Genomic DNA, 19,568 nt, shown 5'->3' on the forward strand with positions numbered 1-19,568 from the left:
CGTGAAGCCATTCCGGGTCAGGCTCTTTCTCGTCGGCTGCAGCACGCGGTGAGCGCAACTCCGGCTGCTTCGGTGCGTCCACGGACGCACATACGGCCGTCTTGCGGCTCCATCGCCATCGGTTGGAAGGATCTGTGGGCATACCGCGACGTTCTCTACTTCTTGACGTGGCGCGACATAAAGGTGCGCTATAAGCAGACTGCCCTCGGTGCGGCCTGGGCGATCCTTCAGCCGCTCCTCACGATGGTCGTGTTCAGCATCTTCTTTGGACGACTGGGAGGAATACCTTCCGGCGACCACCCGTACCCCGTCTTTGCCTACGTTGCTCTCGTGCCGTGGACATTCTTCGCAAACGCCGTAACGCAGGCCAGCAACAGCCTGGTGGATGAGGAGGAAATCCTGACGAAGGTATATTTCCCACGTCTTCTTGTGCCGACAGCTGCAGTACTCGCGGGTCTCGTGGACGTTGCGATCGCCTTCGTTGTGTTAGTCGGGCTCTTACTTGCATACGGCATCACCCCGACGACCGCCGTACTGATGATTCCCCTGCTTGTCGCTTTTGCAGCGATAACAGCGCTCGCGGTCTCGCTGTGGCTGTCAGCCCTCAACGTGCGCTATCGCGACGTGCGGTACACCCTGCCATTCCTGGTTTCCCTGTGGCTGTTCGCTTCTCCGGTAGCTTACCCGTCGTCGTTGGTCCCGGAACCCTGGCGTTTGATCTACGGTCTCAATCCGATGGTCGGCGTTGTCGACGGCTTCCGATGGGCGCTCTTAGGCAACCCCGAGATGCCGGGGATAGCCATGTTCGTTTCGGTGACGGTCGTGGTCGTGCTCTTTGCCGGAGGTCTCATCTACTTCCGCCGCATGGAGAGGTCGTTCGCGGATGCCGTCTAACGGGCGGGACATCGCCCTACAGGTGAGGGGCCTCGGCAAGCGGTATCAGCTAGGGGAGCGGGAGTCCTACCAAGCCCTGCGGGATGTAATTGGTAGGCGAATAAGCCGCCCCCTCAAGCGATTACGAGGAGCTCCGCAGGGGCCAACTCGGCAGACGGGATCCTTTTGGGCGCTGCGCGACGTCACCTTCTCGGTATCGCAGGGAGAAGCACTCGGCATCATTGGACGCAACGGGGCCGGGAAAACCACGCTGCTCAAGATCCTCTCCCGCATCACCGAGCCGAGCGAGGGAGAGGCCGTCGTCTACGGCCGCGCCGGCGCCCTTCTGGAGGTTGGAACCGGATTTCATCCCGAGCTCACCGGCAAGGAGAACATCCTGCTCAACGGAGCTCTTCTGGGGATGCGGAAAAGCGAGATTCGCGCAAGCATGGACGACATCATCGACTTTGCTGGAGTTCAACTCTTCGTGGATACTCCGGTGAAGCGCTACTCCACGGGCATGCGTGCACGATTGGCCTTCGCCGTTGCCGCCTTTCTGCAGAGCGACATCCTCATCGTCGATGAGGTACTAGCCGTCGGCGATGCCGAGTTCCAGAGGAAATGCATGGGGAGAATGGGGGATGCAGCTAACAGCGGCCGCACGGTCCTGTTCGTCTCTCACAACATGGCGGCGATCGAGGCATTGTGCCGGCGGTCGATCTGGTTAGAAGGAGGTCGCTGTGTCGCAGATGGCCCTAGTTCCGAAGTTGTGTCTCGCTACTTGTCTACGTCCTTTTCGGCTCTGAGTGAAAGATTTTGGCCGGACATCAACTCGGCTCCCGGTAACGACTTTGTCCGGCTTCGGCGAGCGGCAGTGCGTCCCGAGGGCGGGTCGGCGGCTGATTCGATTGACGTCCATACCCCCATCGCAGTTGAGATTGAGTACTGGAACTTCCGCGACGGGGCTCTGCTCAACCTAAGTCTCCACGTGTACAACGAGCAGGGCATCAAGATCTTCAACGCTCTTCCTTATCTGGAGCGGGTATGGCAGGGCCGGCCGTTTCCGACCGGCTTGTATCGCGATACCTGCCATATCCCCGCAGACCTCCTCAACGATGGCATGCACCGCATCGAACTGATGGTGATCGGTGACGGTAACTACCTGATCTACCAGGTCGACGACTTGCTTGTTTTCGACGTTCGTGACGTGAGTGCAAGTCGGGATGGATGGTTCGGCGAGTGGGAAGGGGCGGTGCGGCCCCAATTAGCTTGGGAGACTGAGCAATTACTTGAATCCGATCCCGCCTGTGGGGCAGCCCGTGACTGAGCTGAGTGAGAGCGGGCTTGCCTACGCGGACCCTGCCTACGTCGCCTCCTTGGCGGAATTCGGCCTGCCCCTCGAACTTCCGAGAAGTCACGGCTGGGTCCTCGAGCGTCCGGTCCCGGGCACCCGGTACATGGACCTGATGGGGCCTTATCCACTCTTCAGCTGCACGGGGTGGTCTTCGCTCCCCGATGATCTCGAAAATTTAAATAGCACATTTGTGAGCCTCGTAGTGGTCGTGGATCCAATCGCCGACGCGGATCTTCCAACCCTCCGCCGCGCGTTCCCAGACCGTGTTATCGCAATGAAGCAACACTTCATCCTTGAGCTGGGGGCACGTTTAAGTCTGCCGATACACCATCGTCGCCAGCTGCGCCGGGCGGAGCAGTCTGTGGATATTCACGTCTGCCCAAACCCAATCGACCACCTCGACGAATGGGTACGTCTCTATGCCGAGTTGTCGACGCGGCACCGGCTAACCGGGATCCACGCTTTCTCCTTTACATCTTTTCGTCAACAGCTTCAGGTGCCGGGCATGTTCGCTGTGCTGGCCCGCCGAGGAGCCGAGACGGTGAGCATGGCACTTTGGCTGATTGACGGTGACAAGGGCTACTACCACCTCGGCGCCTCGGCATCCGCGGGCTACGAGGTCGGGGCCTCTTACGCAGTCTTTGCGGCCGCCCTCGACTACCTGAAATCGCGTGGGGCTCGGGTTGTTGACTTCGGTGGTGCGGCCGCAGATGGTCGCGACGGGGCAGGCCTCATCCGTTTCAAACAGGGCTGGGCGAACGCCGAGCGACCCGCTTACCTGTGCGGTCGAATATTTGATCGCCCGACGTACAGCACTCTTAGCCGCGGCCGGCGCGCCGCTACCGATTGGTTTCCGGCGTACCGCTCACCCGAATCACATTCTGGAGCGCCCACCGGCGATACCGCCTGCGGAGTGGGCTGATGATGGACGAGCAATCAGGCAGTGGGACTTCAGCGATGGAGTTTGCTATGCTCGGCGCACGGCCGCGATTCGCCGAACCCCGACATGTTGGCCGGCCCAACATCGGCGACCGCCGAGAGTTGATGCGGAGAATCGACGGATTGCTCGACCGACATCTCCTCACAAATAACGGTCCCCTCGTCGAGGAGTTCGAGCGGGCTGTCGCGGCAGTCGTCGGTGTACGTCACTGCGTCGCCACATCCAGCGGCACCGTTGCGCTGGAGATCGCCATCGAGGCCGCGGGGCTGCGAGGCGAGGTCATTACGACGCCGTTCACCTTTGTAGCGACTGCCCACGCGCTGAAGTGGCGGGGCATAACGCCGGTCTTCTGTGACATCGATCCATCGACTCACAACATCGACGCGAAACAGGTCGAACGATTGGTTACACCTCGCACCACCGGAATCCTCGGCGTACATGTCTGGGGCCGGCCATGCGACGTGGACGCGTTAAGCGAGATCGCTGACCGGCGACGGCTGAGTCTGCTGTTCGACGCCGCGCATGCGTTCGGATCAGAGTTCCGCGGCCGAAAGATCGGCGGCTTCGGTCGGGCCGAGGTGTTCAGCTTCCACGCGACGAAGTTGGTCAACGCCTTCGAAGGTGGTGCGATAGTTACCGACGACGACGCTCTTGCAGATCGAGCCCGCCTCGTTAGGAACTTCGGCTTCTCGGACTATGACCAGGTCGACACCCTCGGAATCAACGGGAAGATGAGCGAAGTCGCGGCTGCAATGGGTCTCACCTCGCTCGAGTCGCGTGACCGGTTCGTCGCTGCCAACCACCGCAACTTCGCGGTGTATCGCGAAGTGTTGGAAGGCATTCCGGGCATCGGCCTCATTCCATATGACGACGTCGATGCGACGGCCCGGCACTACGTCGTCGTTGAGGTCGATGACGATGCCGGCTTAAGCCGCGACGAACTTCGTGACGTACTGTGGGCGGAGAATGTTCTTGCCCGCCGGTATTTCTATCCCGGCTGCCACCGACTCGACCCCTACCGCGCGGAACACGAAGCTTCGGGCCGCAGCCTGCCGGAAACGGATTGGCTGGCGGCACGAGTTCTCACCCTTCCAACTGGGACGGGGATCACGCCGAAGGATGCCGTAACGATCGCCGGAGTCATTCGGCGTGCTGTTAGGGAAGCACCGGCGTTGAAGCGAGCCCTCTCGACGCGACGGAGCTCGGCATGCGATTAGGAATGACATCAGCCCGCCGTTCCCCCGTGCGAGTGAGCGTTTTGATCCAAACTTACAACCACGCACGCTACGTCGCGTCTGCGCTTGATAGCGCTCTCGACCAACGCGGCGTGGATTCTGTTGAAATTCTTGTTGGGGATGACTGCTCCACAGACGAAACCCGTTCGATCATAGATGAATACGTCCACTGTCACCCCGGTCGGATCAAGACTTTCTATCCGGAGCGGAACATGGGCGGTGCCGGTAAACGATTGTATGCGGAACTGATCACGCGTTCCCAAGGCAATTACATCGCACAGATGGACGGCGACGACTATTGGACTTCTCCCGACAAGTTGCGCCTCCAGGCGGATCACCTGGACGCGGAGAGACTCTGCGTGATGTGCTTCCACAACGTGGTGAACGTGGTGGAGGACGACGAGTCGTGCAGTGACTACTTCAACTCGCCGAAACAGTCGCCCCACGTAGGGATCGAGGAACTTTTCGCAGACAATCCGATTGCATCGTGCAGCCCGATGTTTCGCCGAGAAGTTCTGGACCCTCTGCCCGCCTGGTACTTCCGCCTCCCGTGGGGAGACTGGCCCTTGTACTTCATGGCAGCCGAACACGGCCGCATTGATTATCTTCCAAATATCCTCGGGGCATACAGGATTCATTCCGGCGGCATGTACTCCGCCCAGTCGTCGCTTGAGCGCAAGACCGTCATGGTCGACTTTCTTCACGGCATGACCGGCGTCGTGACAGGTGGCGAGCAGTTCCGCCGCCGGCGATTGTCGCGCGCGTTGGTTGACTTGGCGCACGAGCGCGTTCTACGGGGTGATTACGCTGAGGCCCGAAAACTTTTGAGCGAGAGCTTTCGGGTTTCTCCAGTGACCCGGCACTCTCTGCGCCCCGGCCAGGGTGAGCGGCGACGCCTGTTGTTGTGGTGGTCGACGACGAGACGTTTCAGGCTACGCCGAGGCCTCAAAGCGATTCGATGATGGCAGCGCGCGAGCGATTCATCCCGCTCGAAGCAAAGGATGACTGGGAAGAGGCTCTACGCGGACTTCCTCATGCTTTCGCCCATACATGGGCCAGCTGCCACGCAATGCACCTGACCACTAACTGGCCTACTTTTCTCTATACATGGCAGAAGGGAGCGAGGCGCGCGGTATGCGCAATCGCTGAGAGAAGTTTTGGCGGCTATCTGGACGTGGTCACCCCATACGGATTCGGCGGAATTGTCGGCGAGCGTGTGGGGCCAGACATGCTTGCGGACTGGCAGAGGACGGCGCGAGACCGGGAGTATGTCTGCGCTTACCTCGGGCTTCATGCAGAACTGATGCCCGCGTTCTGTCGCGAATCGCCTGATTATTCAGTGGATAATGATGTGTTCGTCTTAGAACTCGACCGCGGCGAAGCTGCTCTCCGCGGTGCACTATCGAGGAACCGGCGTCGGCAATTGCAGGCATTCATTGACGGGCCAGCACGTCTCGTCGAGGATCAGGACCGCCTTGCGGCCTCGTTTCGAAGTGGGATCGATATTTTCCTGCGTAGTAGGAAAGCGTCGCCCACCTACAGATTTTCTGGTGCAACCTGGAATGAATTGCTCGGGCTCGACAGTGTTTTTCTCATCGGAGTCGAAGGCTCTGACGGGGAAATCGCTGCAGTCCACCTCTACGCGTACACGCCCTACTGTGCCGAAGCCTTATTTGGCTTCTCTCGGCCAGGAGCAGACACGTACGCTGCGCCCCTGATGTGGGCTGGTGCGATGAAGTTGATGCAGTACCGCGTGCCGCGCCTGAACTTTGGAGGTGGTGTCCGGCGTGGAGATGGGATCGCGTTGTTCAAGGAGAGATTCGGCGCAAAGCGTCTCCCGTCCGGTGCACTTAAAGAGGTGTATCGGCCCGACACTTATGCCGTACTCGTCCGACGCGTGGGGAAGAATCCGCGCGATCGCAGTGGCTATTTCCCGGCTTATCATTTACCCGCGCGGATGTGACTAAGGAAACATTGGAGATTCATGTTCATCAAGTCGGCCCCGTTCTATGACGCGCTGTACGGTTTCGTTGACTACAGTGCCGCAGTCGAGCGTTTGCGTGAGGTGATCCAAGCTAACGCACCTCATGCCGCCACCCTTCTCGACGTGGGATGCGGCACAGGCCGACATCTGCGCCACTTCCAGAAGTTCTACGATGTCGAAGGATTGGACCTCAACGGACTGCTGCTCGAGACTGCCCGCGAACGTTGTCCTGACGTGCGTTTCCATGAGGCAAGCATGCTGGACTTCTCCCTTCCGCGACGATTCGACGTGGTGACATGCCTGTTTAGTGCCGTCGGATACGTCCAGACGGTCGAGAACATGCGACGAGCGATCGCCAATATGGCTCGGCATGTTGAGCGGGGCGGCCTGCTCATTGTGGAACCGTGGTTCGAGCCTGATCGCTATTGGACCGGCACCATTACCGCTAACCACGTCGACAGACCCGATATGAAAATCTGTTGGATGTATACCAGCAAGCGCGACGGTCAGTTATCCGTACTGGATATCCATTACCTCGTCGGGACACCGGATCGTGTCGAGCACTTCGAGGAGCAGCACCGCATAGGACTATTCACTCGAGAGGAACACATGTCTGCCATGACCGAAGCCGGTCTCGATGTGATCTTCGATCCGGAGGGCCCTTTCAAGAGGGGTCTCTACGTGGGCCGCGCTTCAGGAGCCGGCCAGCACGACTGACCGTTCTGGTCGGGATAAGCAACGGCCGAGATACGTACGAAATGTTGCGGAAGCCAGCGACGCCGTATGCCGGAGGGGAGGACTCGACGGCCGCTGTGCCCCATCGCCGTCCTGAGTCGTCCCGAAGGTACAGCGTCTTCGCGCTTTGCGTGTTCGCGGCGGCCTGTATCGCGTTCGCGATAACCGCGCGGGACTTCTGGGACTACACGCTGGACGATGCGTACATCAGCTTCCGCTACGCCCAGAACTGGGCCGACGGCAGTGGCTTGGTGTTCAACGCAGGCGAATACCCTCGCGCGGAGGGGATTACTAGCCCGCTTTGGGCGATCGTCTTGTCAACGGGCGTCGCAGCGAAAATCGACCCCCTGCTGCTTGCGAAGTGTTTGGGTGTGATGGCGGTGCTCGCCGCTTCGGCAATCGTGGTCGTGACAGTGTTTAAAGTCCTGCGCGGCTCAACGACATTGTCAGTCGGGATGTCAAGCGCCTTCGCGATGGTGGCGGCGGCGAGCTTGATAAGTTCACCGTACATGGCGGTGAATTCCGTCTCTGGAATGGAAACCGTTCCAGCCGTTGCTGCCTACGCGGCGTTTCTGCTCAACGTTCTGCGGACCATGGAATTTGGGGCACGGCGATCCGTCGCGGTGGTGACTGGTTTTTGTGCTGTCGCGGTCCCGATGGTTCGCCCCGAAATGTTGCTCGCCGTGGCGGTTACGCTCCTTGGCGCATTCTTGATATGGCGGTCCAGCCGTGCCAACGTGGCGCTGTCCTTCGCCAGCTTTGTAAGCATCGGCGTAGTGTACTTCCTCATCAGATATGCCTACTACGGTCTGCCTGTTCCTCTACCGTTCTATATAAAGCAGGGTGGGTTTGACTTCCCCGGCTGGGGTGATGTATCGGACTATGCGAAATACGCTGTGCTGCTTGGATTGTCAAATGTGGTGGCGATCGGCTTCGCGACGTGTTCCATAGCGGGCAAACAAGGTAGGCCGGCGGCCGCAGCGATATTAGCGATCTCTGCTGGTGCCACCGCGCAGATGGCTTATTACGCGACCGTTCATCACATCATGGGGTTCGGGTTCCGCTATCTCATGCCAGTCTCGGTTGCCTTCACGATTGCAGGCGCCGTCGGTCTCGGCATGCTTTGCGCACGGATCGCAACGCGTACTGGGCTGCGAACAGCCGTCCTTGCGGCAACAGTTGTTGCGCTCCTTACGCCCAATGGACTTGCTTTGCCGCCGACCAAGAAGCTCGTCACTTGGTACAGCGAGGGCAAGCCGCTTACCGAAATCGCGACCGCCATGCGGGATGCAGGAGTTGGGTCATTGTCCCTCGCGATCAACGACTGTGGCGTCATCCCCTACGTCACGCGATCGCGGGTTCTGGACTTAGCCGGGCTCAACGACCGCACCATTGCTCGAGGGCACCGCGGCCACGCGCACGAGGCCGCGGTACTGGAGGTCTTGAGTGCTCGACCGGACCTCGTTTTGCTGGTAGCGAGTCGAGTCAATGACCCATCATCGGTGTCGGGATTTGAAAACCTTTCCGATGCGGACATGCGTTCTCTCGGATATCTGTCGGCGGCAACTGAATACTGACCAGAGCGCGGCAACTGAATTTTGACCAGCTTCCTGGAGACCCTTGGCTTGGTTGAGCCAGGGAGGAAGCGAGTGTTGAGCGTGGAGGACTGGGCAGAGATCCGGCGGTTGCGTCGGTCGGAGCAATTGTCGATTTCTGAGGTGGCGCGGGTGATGGGGGTGGCTCGCAATACCGTGAAGGCGGCGTTGGCCAGTGACCGGCCGCCGAAGTATCAACGGGTGTCGGCGGGGTCGGTCGTTGATGAGGCCGAGCCGCGGATTAGGGAGTTGCTGGCGGCGTATCCGAGGATGCCGGCGACGGTGATCGCCGAGCGGATTGGCTGGCGGTATTCGATCCGCACGCTCAGTGAGCGGGTGCGCGAGTTGCGGCCGGTGTATCTGCCGCCAGATCCGGCATCGCGCACGACGTATCAGGCTGGAGAAATCGCGCAGTGCGACTTGTGGTTCCCCGACGTTGCGGTTCCGGTCGGCCATGGTCAGGTGCGCACGGCCACGGCGCTGCCGGTGCTGACGATGGTCTGTGGGTATTCGCGGTGGGCCTCGGCGCTGTTGATTCCCACCCGCAGCGCCGAGGATCTGTATGCCGCTTGGTGGCAACATCTTTCGGTGCTGGGCGCAGTGCCGCGAGTGTTCGTCTGGGATGGTGAGGGCGCCGTCGGGCGGTGGCGGGCGCGGATGCCGGAGCTGACGGCGGCCTGTCAGGCGTTCCGCGGGACGGTGGCCGCCAAGGTCATCATCTGCAAGCCCGGCGATCCCGAAGCCAAAGGCCTTGTCGAACGCTTTCACGACTACCTGGAGCGGGCGTTTCTGCCGGGTCGAGTGTTCGACTCGCCGTCAGATTTCAACGCTCAACTGAACCAGTGGCTGGTGATCGCCAATCACCGCCAGCATCGGGTGTTGGGATGCCGACCGGCGGATCGGGTCGAGGCTGACCGGGCCGCGATGGTGCCGTTGCCGCCGGTGGCGCCGGCCACCGGGTGGCGCACCCATGCCCGGCTGCCGCGCGATCACTACGTGCGCCTGGACGCCAACGACTACTCGGTGCACCCCGCTGCAGTCGGCCGGCGCATCGAGGTCGTCGCGGATCTGGCCCGTGTTCGGGTGTGGTGCGCGGGTCGGTTGGTCGCCGACCACGACCGGATCTGGGCCAAGCATCAAACGATCAGCGACCCCGAACACGTTGCGGCGGCTAAAGTTCTGCGCCGCAACCGCTTCGACGTCGTCACGCTCCCAACTCAAGTCGAGGTCGAGCAGCGGTCGTTGACCGACTACGACGCCCTGATCGACATCGACGGGCCGGTGGCGTGATGGCCACCAAGACCACCACCGCCAGCCGCGACGTGACTGCCGAGCTGGCGTATCTGACCCGGGCGCTCAAGGCGCCCACGTTGCGGGAGGCCGTCGAGCGGCTCGCCGAGCGAGCTCGAACCGAGACGTGGAGCTACGAGGAGTTCTTGGCGGCGTGTCTGCAGCGCGAAGTGTCGGCGCGCGAGTCTCACGGCGGTGAAGGAAGAATCCGTACTGCCCGGTTTCCCTCGCGGAAGTCGTTGGAGGAGTTCGACTTCGACCACGCCCGTGGCCTCAAACGCGACACCATCGCCCATCTGGGCACGCTGGACTTCGTCACCGCCCGCGACAACGTCGTGTTCCTCGGGCCGCCAGGGACAGGCAAGACGCACCTGGCTATCGGGATCGCGATCCGGGCTTGCCAGGCCGGACACCGCGTCCTGTTCGCCACCGCCAGCCAGTGGGTCGACCGCCTGGCCGCGGCACATCACGGCGGCACACTGCAAGCCGAACTCGTCCGGCTGGCCCGCTACCCACTCTTGGTCGTCGACGAGGTCGGCTACATACCGTTCGAACCCGAAGCCGCCAACCTGTTCTTCCAACTGGTGTCCTCCCGATACGAACGCGCCAGCCTCATCGTCACCTCCAACAAGCCCTTCGGCCGCTGGGGCGAAGTCTTCGGCGACGACGTCGTCGCAGCAGCCATGATCGACCGCCTCGTTCACCACGCCGAAGTCATCTCACTAAAAGGAGACAGCTACCGCATCAAAGACCGAGACCTCGGCCGCGTCCCCAACGTCACGGCCGACGACCAATGACCCCAAGCTGGTCAAAATTCACTTGCCGACAACTGATCAAGATTCAGCTGCCGTTGACAATATCGACTGGCGGGCACAATAGAAGCTGCAGCGGGCTACAACTATCTGGTGTACGTGTACTCCTCGGCTGCGAATCCTGTGCTCAAGCGTTTGCAAGTCGATGGGACGATGACCGCTGTGACATGAGCGATCTCTGCGTTTCGAGAAAGGCCGCATCGGTCGACCACCTGAGGCGGCGTGCGCCTGCGAATGGATGCACACCCGCAAGCGGCTAGGCCAGATCGTTGGCATGGCGGCTAATATGCGACGACCGTATTGCGGCACAGCGCGTCCGACTATTCGACTGTTCGGCGAACGGCGCCGCACCCCTAGGACGAGGCATACGCGCTAAGTTAGACGCGACGACAAGCTAGAGGACGCGCTCACCGCCCTGGTATAGGCCTCGCGCAGTTCCGACGCGTAACATCGCGCGGACTGCGGCCTCCTCGATCGGCCTCCAATGGACCGCTGCGGCAGCAAGGGCGACGCCACTGAGTCCGAATCTCATTGCTGCCCATGCGGTGCCTGACCGTGCCGCCCAAAGAAGCGGCCGTAGGGCTCTCCGCGGCGGCGGGACTTTGTCAAGCTCGCGGAGTCGAGGGTACGCCTGGTAGAGGGCCGCGCGCCCGAGGCCAGCGTTGTAGGCGTCGGCGCTGGCGTGCCAGACGGAGCGGCGGTACCAGTGCCAAGACCGTAGCGTTGGGTCGAAAATGCCTGCCAGCCCGACCTCGCGAAGTCGCATTCCGAAGTCGCGGTCGTCGTGATACCCAGCGGAAGTTCTGGGCAAAGCGGCGGCGGCGAGCCAACTCCGACGTGTGACAGAGCAATTCCCGCCCCATAAACCGAGCAACACCGCATCCGGATCGGCCCGGTAGCGGGCGCAGGCGCGTTCGTAGTTTTTGGCGTAGATCTGCACCGTCGCTTGCGGTGTAAATCGACTCGGCGGCAGCGGAATCACGGGCATATAACCCAGTACGACGAGGTCCTTTCTTTCGGCATGATGACGGGCGTGCCCGCTTACCATTCCAGCTTCGGGCTCGACGTCATCGTCGAGGGTCAGCACGATTTCCGAACTTGCGAGTCGCACACCTTCGTTACGAGCGATTTGGCCGTGGTCGTCATCCTGCACACCGTTACGGTGCCCGGCCCTGTCGTAGCGGATTGTGCACGTGGAAAGTACGCGGGTGTCCCGGTCAGCGTAGCTTTGGACAACGTGCTCAGTGGCCGCGTCCGGTCGATCGAACACGATAATCAGCTCCGCCGTCGCGGGATCGGCGAGCAGACGTGATATGGCGCGATCAATCAGCCGCGAGCGGCCTCCGGCGGTCGGAATCACCACACTTACCGTCGGAAATTGTTCGGCTAGTTCGACGATCGGCACACCTCAGAAAGCGTCTCGGCGTTGACGTTAAGCGCGGCCTCGAGCCAACCTGGCGCGACCGCCTGCCGCTGGCTGCGGCCCAGGTGGCGCGCGAACGACATCGCCCGCTCGCCTCCCAGCATCATCGCAACCCCTCGTATCGCATCCTGCGGATTGCGCGTAACTCGTGCTAGCCGAATGTATGCCGCCGCAGTGCCTCGGCGGTCGCCAGCCAACCGGCGTGCGTTGATCCTCCATCGCCACCATCCGGCCATGTCGATCGATGCAGCGTTCGCCGCGCTGGCCTCGGTGTACTTCTCGTTGAGATACCGCAACTCATCCATGAGACCGGTATCGTCAATCTGCATGTTTGCGCCGTGCAGCCGGTAAGCAATGAGAGGCTCGTCGACGGCAACTGCGGCGCCTGCCTGGCTTAGGCGCAGCACGAAGTCCCAGTCCGCAAGGTGTTGCAGTGCCGTATCGAACACGCCGGCCCGCTCGATCAGACTCGCCGAGGTGATGACATTCGACGCGATGTAGGGGATGACTCGGCTGGACAGCAACCGCCGGTGCAGGTTCGAGTCGGCGCGTGGCGCCGATTCGGAACTGGTCACCCGACCCTGACGATCGATGGCTACGCCACCAGTGAATGCGAAGTCCGCATGCGTGGCGGCGGCGGCGTCAAGTTGTAATCGCAGTTTGCTAGGCGCCCACAGGTCATCGTCGTCGAGCAGCGCAATCCACGGCGCATGTGCGGCAGCGATGCCCACGTTGCGTGCGGCCGACACGCCCATGGGATGTGAATGGCGAATCACCCGGAGGCGCTCGAGCGCCCAGTCGGATAGGACCGTGTCGACGGGGCGGCAAGACCCGTCATCGACAATAATGACTTCCGCTGTGGTGGCCTCCTGTCCCAAAACACTGACCAATGTGGACGGCAACCAGTCGCTTCGATCTCGCGTCGGGATGACGATCGAGATTTCGGGTTCCGTCACCGGTCCTGATTGCGGCGAATCGAGCGGGTCGTTTGATGACGCGGAGGGTTTGTCAGTGGCGGCCCTTCGCTGTAGTAGCTGTACTTGTAAGCCGCATTCCGGCGTGCGGGTGTCATCGTGAACACGGCGCCGAGGATCCGGGCTTCGACTTTCTTGAGATTTTCAACAGCTTGTGCCAGCTGCGCGCGTGTGGTCTTCGCGAATCGGCCGATTATTAATACACCATCGGAAGCAGCCGCGAGAATGGCGGCATCAGTGACCGGCAGGAGCGGCGACGAATCTACGATCACATAGTCGAAGTTCGAGCGCAGTTCGCTGAGAACTTTCTTGTTCGTGACCGATCCAAGCAGCTCACTCGGATTCGGAGGAAGAGCTCCCGAGGTGAGGACAGTGAGTCCCGGGAATCTTGTCTTCTGAAGGACCTCGCTAAGGGAGGCCTTGCCACTGAGCACTGTGCTGAATCCGACTGACCCAATCAAGTCGAGGTAATCGGCCAGCTTTGGACGTCGCATATCTCCATCAACGAGCACGACGTTGTGCTCCGCCTCGGCTAGCGCCAGCGCGATATTGATCGACGTTGTGCTTTTGCCCTCGCCTGGCAAGGAACTAGAGACTACGAGCAGGCGGGGCGGGTTATCCACCTCGAGGAACTGCAGATTGGTCCGGAATTCTCTAAATGCCTCGGCTATAGGTGACCCATCATTCGCGAAGGAGATCGCAGGATCGGTCTTTCGGTGCTTATCGACAGGAATGTTGGCGACAAGTCCGGCGCCCGTAACCTCCTCGAGGACTCGTTTATCACTTACCGCGGTGTCCAACCTGTCGCGGAGGAGTGCGAAACCGATTCCAAGCAGCACGCCTAAGGCCAGCCCGACTAACAAGTTTCGAGAGGTATTCGGAACGACGGGATCAGGGCGAACCGAGGCGCGTTGCTCAACGACAACGCGCGCGTCGGGCTTGTCACCGTCCGGGGCAGTCTCCAATTCCTTGACCATGGCGACAAACTCCGCCGACAACACGTCGGCGATCTCACGCGCTTGGGCGGGTGAGGGGTCACGAACCGATACATCTATTAGAACGGTGCCGGGTGCGGAACTGGCCTTGATCTCTTTCTGCAAGTCTTCGGCGGACATGTTCAGGCGAAGCTTGTCGATAGCCCGCTGCGACAGCGTTTCACCCATGATCAGCTTGGTGTACGAGAGCACGCGGTCTTGCGACGATAGGTTGCCCTCGTATACCTCGCTCGCGGATCCACCGGCCGCCGTGGACACAAACAATCGCGTCTGAGCCTCATAGAGCGGCGTCGTCAGCAACGTGATCGCAGTGGCCGCCGCGAGAGAGAGGACCGCAATACCACAAACGATCAGCCACCGAGTGCGCAATATCCGCATGAAGTCCTGAAAAGTCAAAGCGGCCCCCTCGTCGCTATAAGTCCGCCCCGTGCGCCGTAGGACAGCGACGTTGCGGTTTGCCAGATCATACATTTCTGAGTTACTGACCAGCTCTGGATAGCGAGATCAGCCGCGAGCCAAAGCGTGCCTACACACGAGAAACTCGAAGTCAGCCGCGGCCCATGTCGCTGTGCACATCAATCTGAGGTTGCGCGTTAGCGCAATACGTTGGCCGGCGGCGATCTTCTGGTGAGAATGCACCACCACGGCCTCCTCGTCGTAGATCCCCTGCCGGAAACCAGCCAGCGACTCGTCGCCCGAGAAGGCGAGTAGATGTCGAGTGGGGGCGGCCTCGGCGTGGGCGACTTGATCAGCATTCGCTCTGCCGACAGTGGCGCCACCGCTGGAGTGGGAGTGCAGCACATCCGCCCCTAGGTACGGTCTAATGCCGAGCGAGATCATCGACTGCGTGAGGTCGACGCGCCACCACGATTCGTTCCGCGATAGGTGGCCACGCGCCTAGCTACTCGAGCGGTCGGCACCTCCGCCTCCGTCAGCGCCTCGCGGAGCGGCGGGCGATCAGTGGTGATCTTGTTTGCCAGAGATGCCGTCGTTTGCGATGTCATGTCCGCCATTGAGACGACATCACAAATTCAGCAAAACTACACAGGTTGGCTCTTGCGGCCTGATCTCGATGGCACACACTTCAAACGCCCAGTTAGTATGGGGTTAAGTCGCCTAACCGTAGGGAAACTCCTGATTCCCTAGCGTCTACATGGTTAATACGCTATGTTTTGCATGAGGCGTAAGGAAGCCGAGCTGTCCGATTGCCAAAGTTGGTTGCGGCAGGTGTGCAGGGGGGTAGCCGGCGGCACCGGATTCCCGAAGTCTCGACAGCAAAGTTGTCGCAGTACGACAACACGGGGGTTAGGACGCTGATGCCGTGCTCTGCGCGTAGCCGCCAAGCCGACCTCGTTCGGCTGGCTTGGCGGAATTCTGGGCATTGGTCTCGACCCAGCGTCCGCGCGCCCCTAGACACTCGTCACCAGCTGCCCCCCGCGGCGTCAACTGTCCTGCCTGAGGCGCGGAACAAGGAGGGGAAATGCGGCAGCGTGCTGTATTAGCGGGTGGGGCGGGGGTCGTCGGCTCGCATCTAGCGGAACGTCTGCTCACACACGACATTGATGTCATATGCCTCGATAATTTCGTGACGGGCTCGCGCGCGAACGTCGCACACCTCGAGGGTCGTGACGGCTTCCGGTTGGTCGAGCATGACGTCAGTCACTACATCTCGATCCCCGGCCCTGTCGACTACGTGCTGCACTTCGCCTCGCCGGCCTCACCGGTCGACTACGCCGAGCTCCCAATCGAGACAATGAAAGCAGGATCGCTTGGCACACTGCACACTTTGGGCCTCGCGAAGGAAAAGGGTGCCCGCTACTTGCTGGCGTCGACCTCCGAATCGTATGGCGACCCGCTGGTTCACCCGCAGCCTGAAAGCTATTGGGGCAACGTCAATCCCGTCGGCCCGCGCTCCTGCTACGACGAGGCGAAACGCTTCGCGGAGGCATTGACGACCTCCTACCGGGCGAAGCACGGGGTCAACACCGCGATCATGCGGATCTTCAATACCTACGGCCCGCGGATGCGTCCGAACGATGGCCGCGCCATCCCGAACTTCGTCAACCAGGCCTTATCCGGCGCCCCGCTCACCGTCCACGGAGACGGCAGCCAGACCCGGTCCGTGTGCCATGTCGACGATCTGGTCGACGGCGCCCTTCGGCTGCTGTTCTCCGACATCGCCGGACCCGTCAACATCGGCAACCCGAACGAAATGACGATGCTGGAGCTGGCGAACCTGATCCTCAAACTCACGGGATCAGACTCCCCATTACAGTTCATCGACCGCCCCAAGGACGACCCGTCGCAGCGCAGGCCCGACATCACGCTCGCGCGCACCCGTCTCGGCTGGGAACCGAAGGTCGACGCGCGCGACGGTCTCTTGGACACCATCGCTTGGTTTCGCGACCGCGACCAATCTGCAACTCCGAGTGCAACTGCTGTCAACCGCAAGCAGCCACGCCACCGGGTTGCGGTCATCGGTACCGGTTACGTAGGTGCGGTCACCTCGGCCTGCCTCGCGTTCCTGGGACACTCGGTCTACGGCCTCGACACGGATTCGAAGCGCGCCGCACAGCTCAACCACGGCCAGGCGCCTATCCATGAGCCCGGATTCCCGGAACTGTTGAAGTCATCGCTGGCGTCCGGACGGTTGAGGTTCACAGACAAACCCAGCGAGGCGCTGTCCGATGCGGACTTCGTGTTCCTGTGCGTCGGAACTCCGCCGGCCGCCGACGGTTCACCAGATCTCACGCAGCTAGAGAGTGCAATTCAGTCGTTGGCCCCGTACCTGCGTCCCGAAGCGGTCATCGTCAACAAGTCGACAGTCCCTGTCGGCTCGGGCAATTGGACGCGTGCGATCCTCGAGGACGCGCTGGAAGGCAACCGCGAACTCACATTCCATGTCGTCTCCAATCCCGAGTTCCTTCGCGAGGGCTCTGCTATCAACGATTTTCTGTACCCGGATCGGATCGTGCTGGGTGGTGCGCCCGACGATGCCAGTCGGGTCGCGGAACTCTACCAGCCGGTACTGGACCAATCATTCGATTGCGGACGGCGGGATCTACACCCCTCGCTGATCACCACCGACCTGGCGTCTGCGGAGATGATCAAGTACGCGGCGAACGCATTCCTGGCGACGAAGATCAGTTTCGCCAACGAAATTGCGCAGATGTGTGAACTGTTCGGCACTGATGTCCGTCAGGTGCTGCCCGCTATCGGCGCAGACCACCGTGTCGGCCCCTCGTTCCTGAATGCCGGTGTGGGATGGGGCGGTTCGTGCTTCGGCAAGGACGTCGCTGCGCTTATCGCAACGGGCGAAGAGTACGGCTACACGCCGTCGATGCTGCAGGCGACCGTCGAGATCAACAAGGCGCAGCGTGCGAGCGTAGTGCGCAAGCTGCAACGAGAACTCCACATGCTCAAGGGCCGCCGAATCGCTCTGCTCGGTTTGACCTTCAAACCCGGCACTGACGATCTCCGCGACGCTCCAGCCCTCGACATCGCTCGACGGCTGATCGCGGCGGGCGCCGTTGTCTCGGCGTTCGATCCGGTGGTGAAGACGCTGCCCGAAGAATGCAAGGCAGTGCGACTGACTCGCGACGCCTACGATGCGGCCGACCGGGCGGACGCAGTTGTCATCACCACCGAGTGGCCGGAGTTTCGACTCCTGAAGGCTGCCGGATTGCGTCGTGTCATGCGCGGTGACCTCATTGTCGATGGCCGGAATTGCCTGTCGGAAGCCGACTTCGCCGGATCCGGACTCCGACTGGTCGGATTCGGCTGGTAACAGGGCGCCGATGAATCGCTGGGGGACAACATGACGATCGAAGCAACACCATCGACCTCGGTGCCTGAGGCCCTGAGTCCGGTCGGGGCGAAACTGTCGCAAGCCGCACAGGACACCAAGCCTCTGCCGATCGCGCCAACGCTCGGACGTCGCCATCGCTACATCCTCGAGATCTCCGACACAGTCACCCTGACGGTGTCGGCGATCCTCGGCGCGGTGACGCTGGTTCTCGTCAGCCCCGTGCGGGCCGGCCACCTCGGCGTCCTCAGCGTCGCCCTCATGGCGGTCACAATGGCAATTGCACTGCACGTGCATGGTCGATACCGCCGGCCCGCCGCCCGGCTCCGGCCGAGCGAGTGGTGGGGCCCTCCAGAAATCGCGCGCTGCATGCCCACTGCCGTCGTGCTGGCCCTTGCTGTCGACACATTCGCCTTCGGCGGAGGGCGAATGACCCTGACTGCCGCCGTCTCAATGACGCTGCCCGCCATTGTGTTGGTCCCGTATGGACGCCGGTTGATGGTACGGATGTTCGACCCGACGATCACCCGCATTTTGGTGGTCGGCACGGGACCGATCTCTGATCGGTTGACGTCGAGGCTGAAAAGATGCCCGGACACACTGGTGGTTGGCCACGTCGACGACAACGCCGCACCGGGCACCCGCGTCCTCGGCGGACTCGCGGATCTATCCGACGTATGCGCCGACTATGCGATTGACCGAGTGATCGTTGCATTTCCGAACACCAGCGATGCCATAGTGCTCGAGGCGCTGCGCACCTTGGAAGGACAAGTGCCGGTTTCGGAGATCCCGCGCTATTTCGAGATGCATAACTGGCGCACTGAAGCCGAGGAACTGCACGGCCTTACTCTGATGCATCTACCCACCGCGTCATTAGCAGTGAGCGAACGAATCATGAAGCGGCTCATGGACGTAACGATCGCGAGTTGCGCTCTGGTGGTCGTGTCCCCCGTCCTGCTTCTCACTGCGCTGGCGATCAAACTCGACAGCCGCGGTCCCGTGTTCTTCCGCCAGGAGCGGATGGGCAGGGCAGGCAAGCCGTTCCGGATCTTCAAGTTCCGCTCGATGGTCGCTGACGCGTGGCAACAACGCGAATTGGTCGCACAGCTCAACGAGGTCGACGGACCGCTTTTCAAGATGGAGAGAGATCCGAGGGTCACCCGCGTGGGGGCTTTCATACGGAGAACCAGCATCGACGAACTGCCCCAGCTCATCAATGTGGTCCGCGGCGAGATGTCGTTGGTCGGGCCGCGGCCGCTGCCGACTGAAGAGGCCAAACGCATCGATGGCGCCGCGCTGGCCCGTCTCGACGTCAAACCGGGAATCACGGGACTATGGCAGGTCTGCGGTCGCAGCGACCTTACCTACGCCGATCTTCAGCATTTGGACATGGTCTATGTCCGGTCATGGTCGTTGCGGTGGGACCTGCGGATCATGGCCCAAACGCCGAATGCCGTGTTCGGCCGCAGGGGAGCGTACTGACCCTCAACCGGGCGAAGGACCGCGGCGAAAACGACCGCTTTGTCGCGTGATTCGGCGCACGAAGTGGACTA

At 61.4% G+C, this 19,568-nt stretch carries 15 protein-coding genes; 12 read left to right on the forward strand and 3 right to left on the reverse strand.

Going from position 1 to position 19,568, the window contains the following annotated elements:
* Nucleotides 1–48: 48 nt before the first annotated feature.
* The 10 genes from C1A30_RS10240 (at nucleotide 49) to istB (ending at nucleotide 10,803) form a co-directional block, all read left to right on the forward strand.
* The gene (locus C1A30_RS10240; protein ID WP_101948157.1) at nucleotides 49–894 is read left to right on the forward strand and encodes an ABC transporter permease; all 846 of its coding nucleotides are present in this window, start codon (nucleotides 49–51) and stop codon (nucleotides 892–894) included.
* Nucleotides 884–2,200, forward strand: coding sequence for an ABC transporter ATP-binding protein (locus tag C1A30_RS10245; RefSeq protein ID WP_101948159.1), 1,317 nt, complete (start codon nucleotides 884–886; stop codon nucleotides 2,198–2,200). The genes C1A30_RS10240 and C1A30_RS10245 overlap by 11 nt, the downstream gene beginning before the upstream one ends.
* The gene (locus C1A30_RS10250) at nucleotides 2,193–3,149 is read left to right on the forward strand and encodes a GNAT family N-acetyltransferase (protein ID WP_142392587.1); all 957 of its coding nucleotides are present in this window, start codon (nucleotides 2,193–2,195) and stop codon (nucleotides 3,147–3,149) included. The genes C1A30_RS10245 and C1A30_RS10250 overlap by 8 nt, the downstream gene beginning before the upstream one ends.
* Nucleotides 3,149–4,384, forward strand: a complete 1,236-nt coding sequence (locus tag C1A30_RS10255; RefSeq protein ID WP_235009811.1) for an aminotransferase class I/II-fold pyridoxal phosphate-dependent enzyme — start codon at nucleotides 3,149–3,151, stop codon at nucleotides 4,382–4,384. Before C1A30_RS10250 ends, C1A30_RS10255 begins: the two co-directional genes overlap by 1 nt.
* Before the next feature lie 32 nt (nucleotides 4,385–4,416).
* Nucleotides 4,417–5,364 carry a glycosyltransferase gene (locus C1A30_RS10260; protein WP_160112728.1) on the forward strand — a complete coding sequence of 316 codons (948 nt, stop codon included), beginning with the start codon at nucleotides 4,417–4,419 and terminating at the stop codon, nucleotides 5,362–5,364.
* Nucleotides 5,310–6,365 (forward strand): hypothetical protein, encoded by a 1,056-nt coding sequence (locus tag C1A30_RS10265; RefSeq protein ID WP_142392588.1) that lies wholly within the window; start codon nucleotides 5,310–5,312, stop codon nucleotides 6,363–6,365. The genes C1A30_RS10260 and C1A30_RS10265 overlap by 55 nt, the downstream gene beginning before the upstream one ends.
* Before the next feature lie 21 nt (nucleotides 6,366–6,386).
* Complete coding sequence (locus tag C1A30_RS10270; RefSeq protein ID WP_101948167.1) at nucleotides 6,387–7,103, forward strand: bifunctional 2-polyprenyl-6-hydroxyphenol methylase/3-demethylubiquinol 3-O-methyltransferase UbiG; 717 nt, start codon at nucleotides 6,387–6,389, stop codon at nucleotides 7,101–7,103.
* A gap of 149 nt (nucleotides 7,104–7,252) precedes the next feature.
* A complete protein-coding gene (locus C1A30_RS10275; protein ID WP_101948169.1) occupies nucleotides 7,253–8,698 on the forward strand; it encodes a hypothetical protein in 1,446 nt (481 codons plus the stop codon).
* A gap of 72 nt (nucleotides 8,699–8,770) precedes the next feature.
* A complete protein-coding gene (istA, locus tag C1A30_RS10280; RefSeq protein WP_101948171.1) occupies nucleotides 8,771–10,006 on the forward strand; it encodes an IS21 family transposase in 1,236 nt (411 codons plus the stop codon).
* A complete protein-coding gene (gene istB, locus C1A30_RS10285; RefSeq protein WP_101948173.1) occupies nucleotides 10,006–10,803 on the forward strand; it encodes an IS21-like element helper ATPase IstB in 798 nt (265 codons plus the stop codon). The genes istA and istB overlap by 1 nt, the downstream gene beginning before the upstream one ends.
* Nucleotides 10,804–11,212: 409 nt before the next feature.
* Here istB and C1A30_RS10290 read toward each other — a convergent pair whose 3' ends face one another.
* The 3 genes from C1A30_RS10290 to C1A30_RS10300 are packed head-to-tail and all read right to left on the reverse strand — an operon-like array spanning nucleotide 11,213 to nucleotide 14,606.
* On the reverse strand, nucleotides 11,213–12,223 hold the full coding sequence (locus C1A30_RS10290) for a glycosyltransferase family 2 protein (RefSeq protein WP_101948174.1): 1,011 nt from the start codon (nucleotides 12,221–12,223) through the stop codon (nucleotides 11,213–11,215).
* Nucleotides 12,205–13,197, reverse strand: a complete 993-nt coding sequence (locus C1A30_RS10295) for a glycosyltransferase (RefSeq protein ID WP_101948176.1) — start codon at nucleotides 13,195–13,197, stop codon at nucleotides 12,205–12,207. Before C1A30_RS10295 ends, C1A30_RS10290 begins: the two co-directional genes overlap by 19 nt.
* A complete protein-coding gene (locus tag C1A30_RS10300) occupies nucleotides 13,194–14,606 on the reverse strand; it encodes a polysaccharide biosynthesis tyrosine autokinase (protein WP_101950108.1) in 1,413 nt (470 codons plus the stop codon). The genes C1A30_RS10295 and C1A30_RS10300 overlap by 4 nt, the downstream gene beginning before the upstream one ends.
* Nucleotides 14,607–15,690: 1,084 nt before the next feature.
* Here C1A30_RS10300 and C1A30_RS10310 point away from each other — a divergent pair.
* Together C1A30_RS10310 and C1A30_RS10315 are read left to right on the forward strand one after the other, a co-directional pair.
* On the forward strand, nucleotides 15,691–17,997 hold the full coding sequence (locus C1A30_RS10310; protein ID WP_101948181.1) for a UDP-glucuronate decarboxylase: 2,307 nt from the start codon (nucleotides 15,691–15,693) through the stop codon (nucleotides 17,995–17,997).
* Between the two features lie 60 nt (nucleotides 17,998–18,057).
* Entirely contained in the window at nucleotides 18,058–19,497 is a 1,440-nt protein-coding gene (locus tag C1A30_RS10315) for a sugar transferase (protein WP_235009812.1), read from the forward strand.
* Nucleotides 19,498–19,568 lie beyond the last annotated feature (71 nt).

The organism is Mycobacterium sp. 3519A, from assembly GCF_900240945.1.
Taxonomy (GTDB): Bacteria; Actinomycetota; Actinomycetes; order Mycobacteriales; family Mycobacteriaceae; genus Mycobacterium.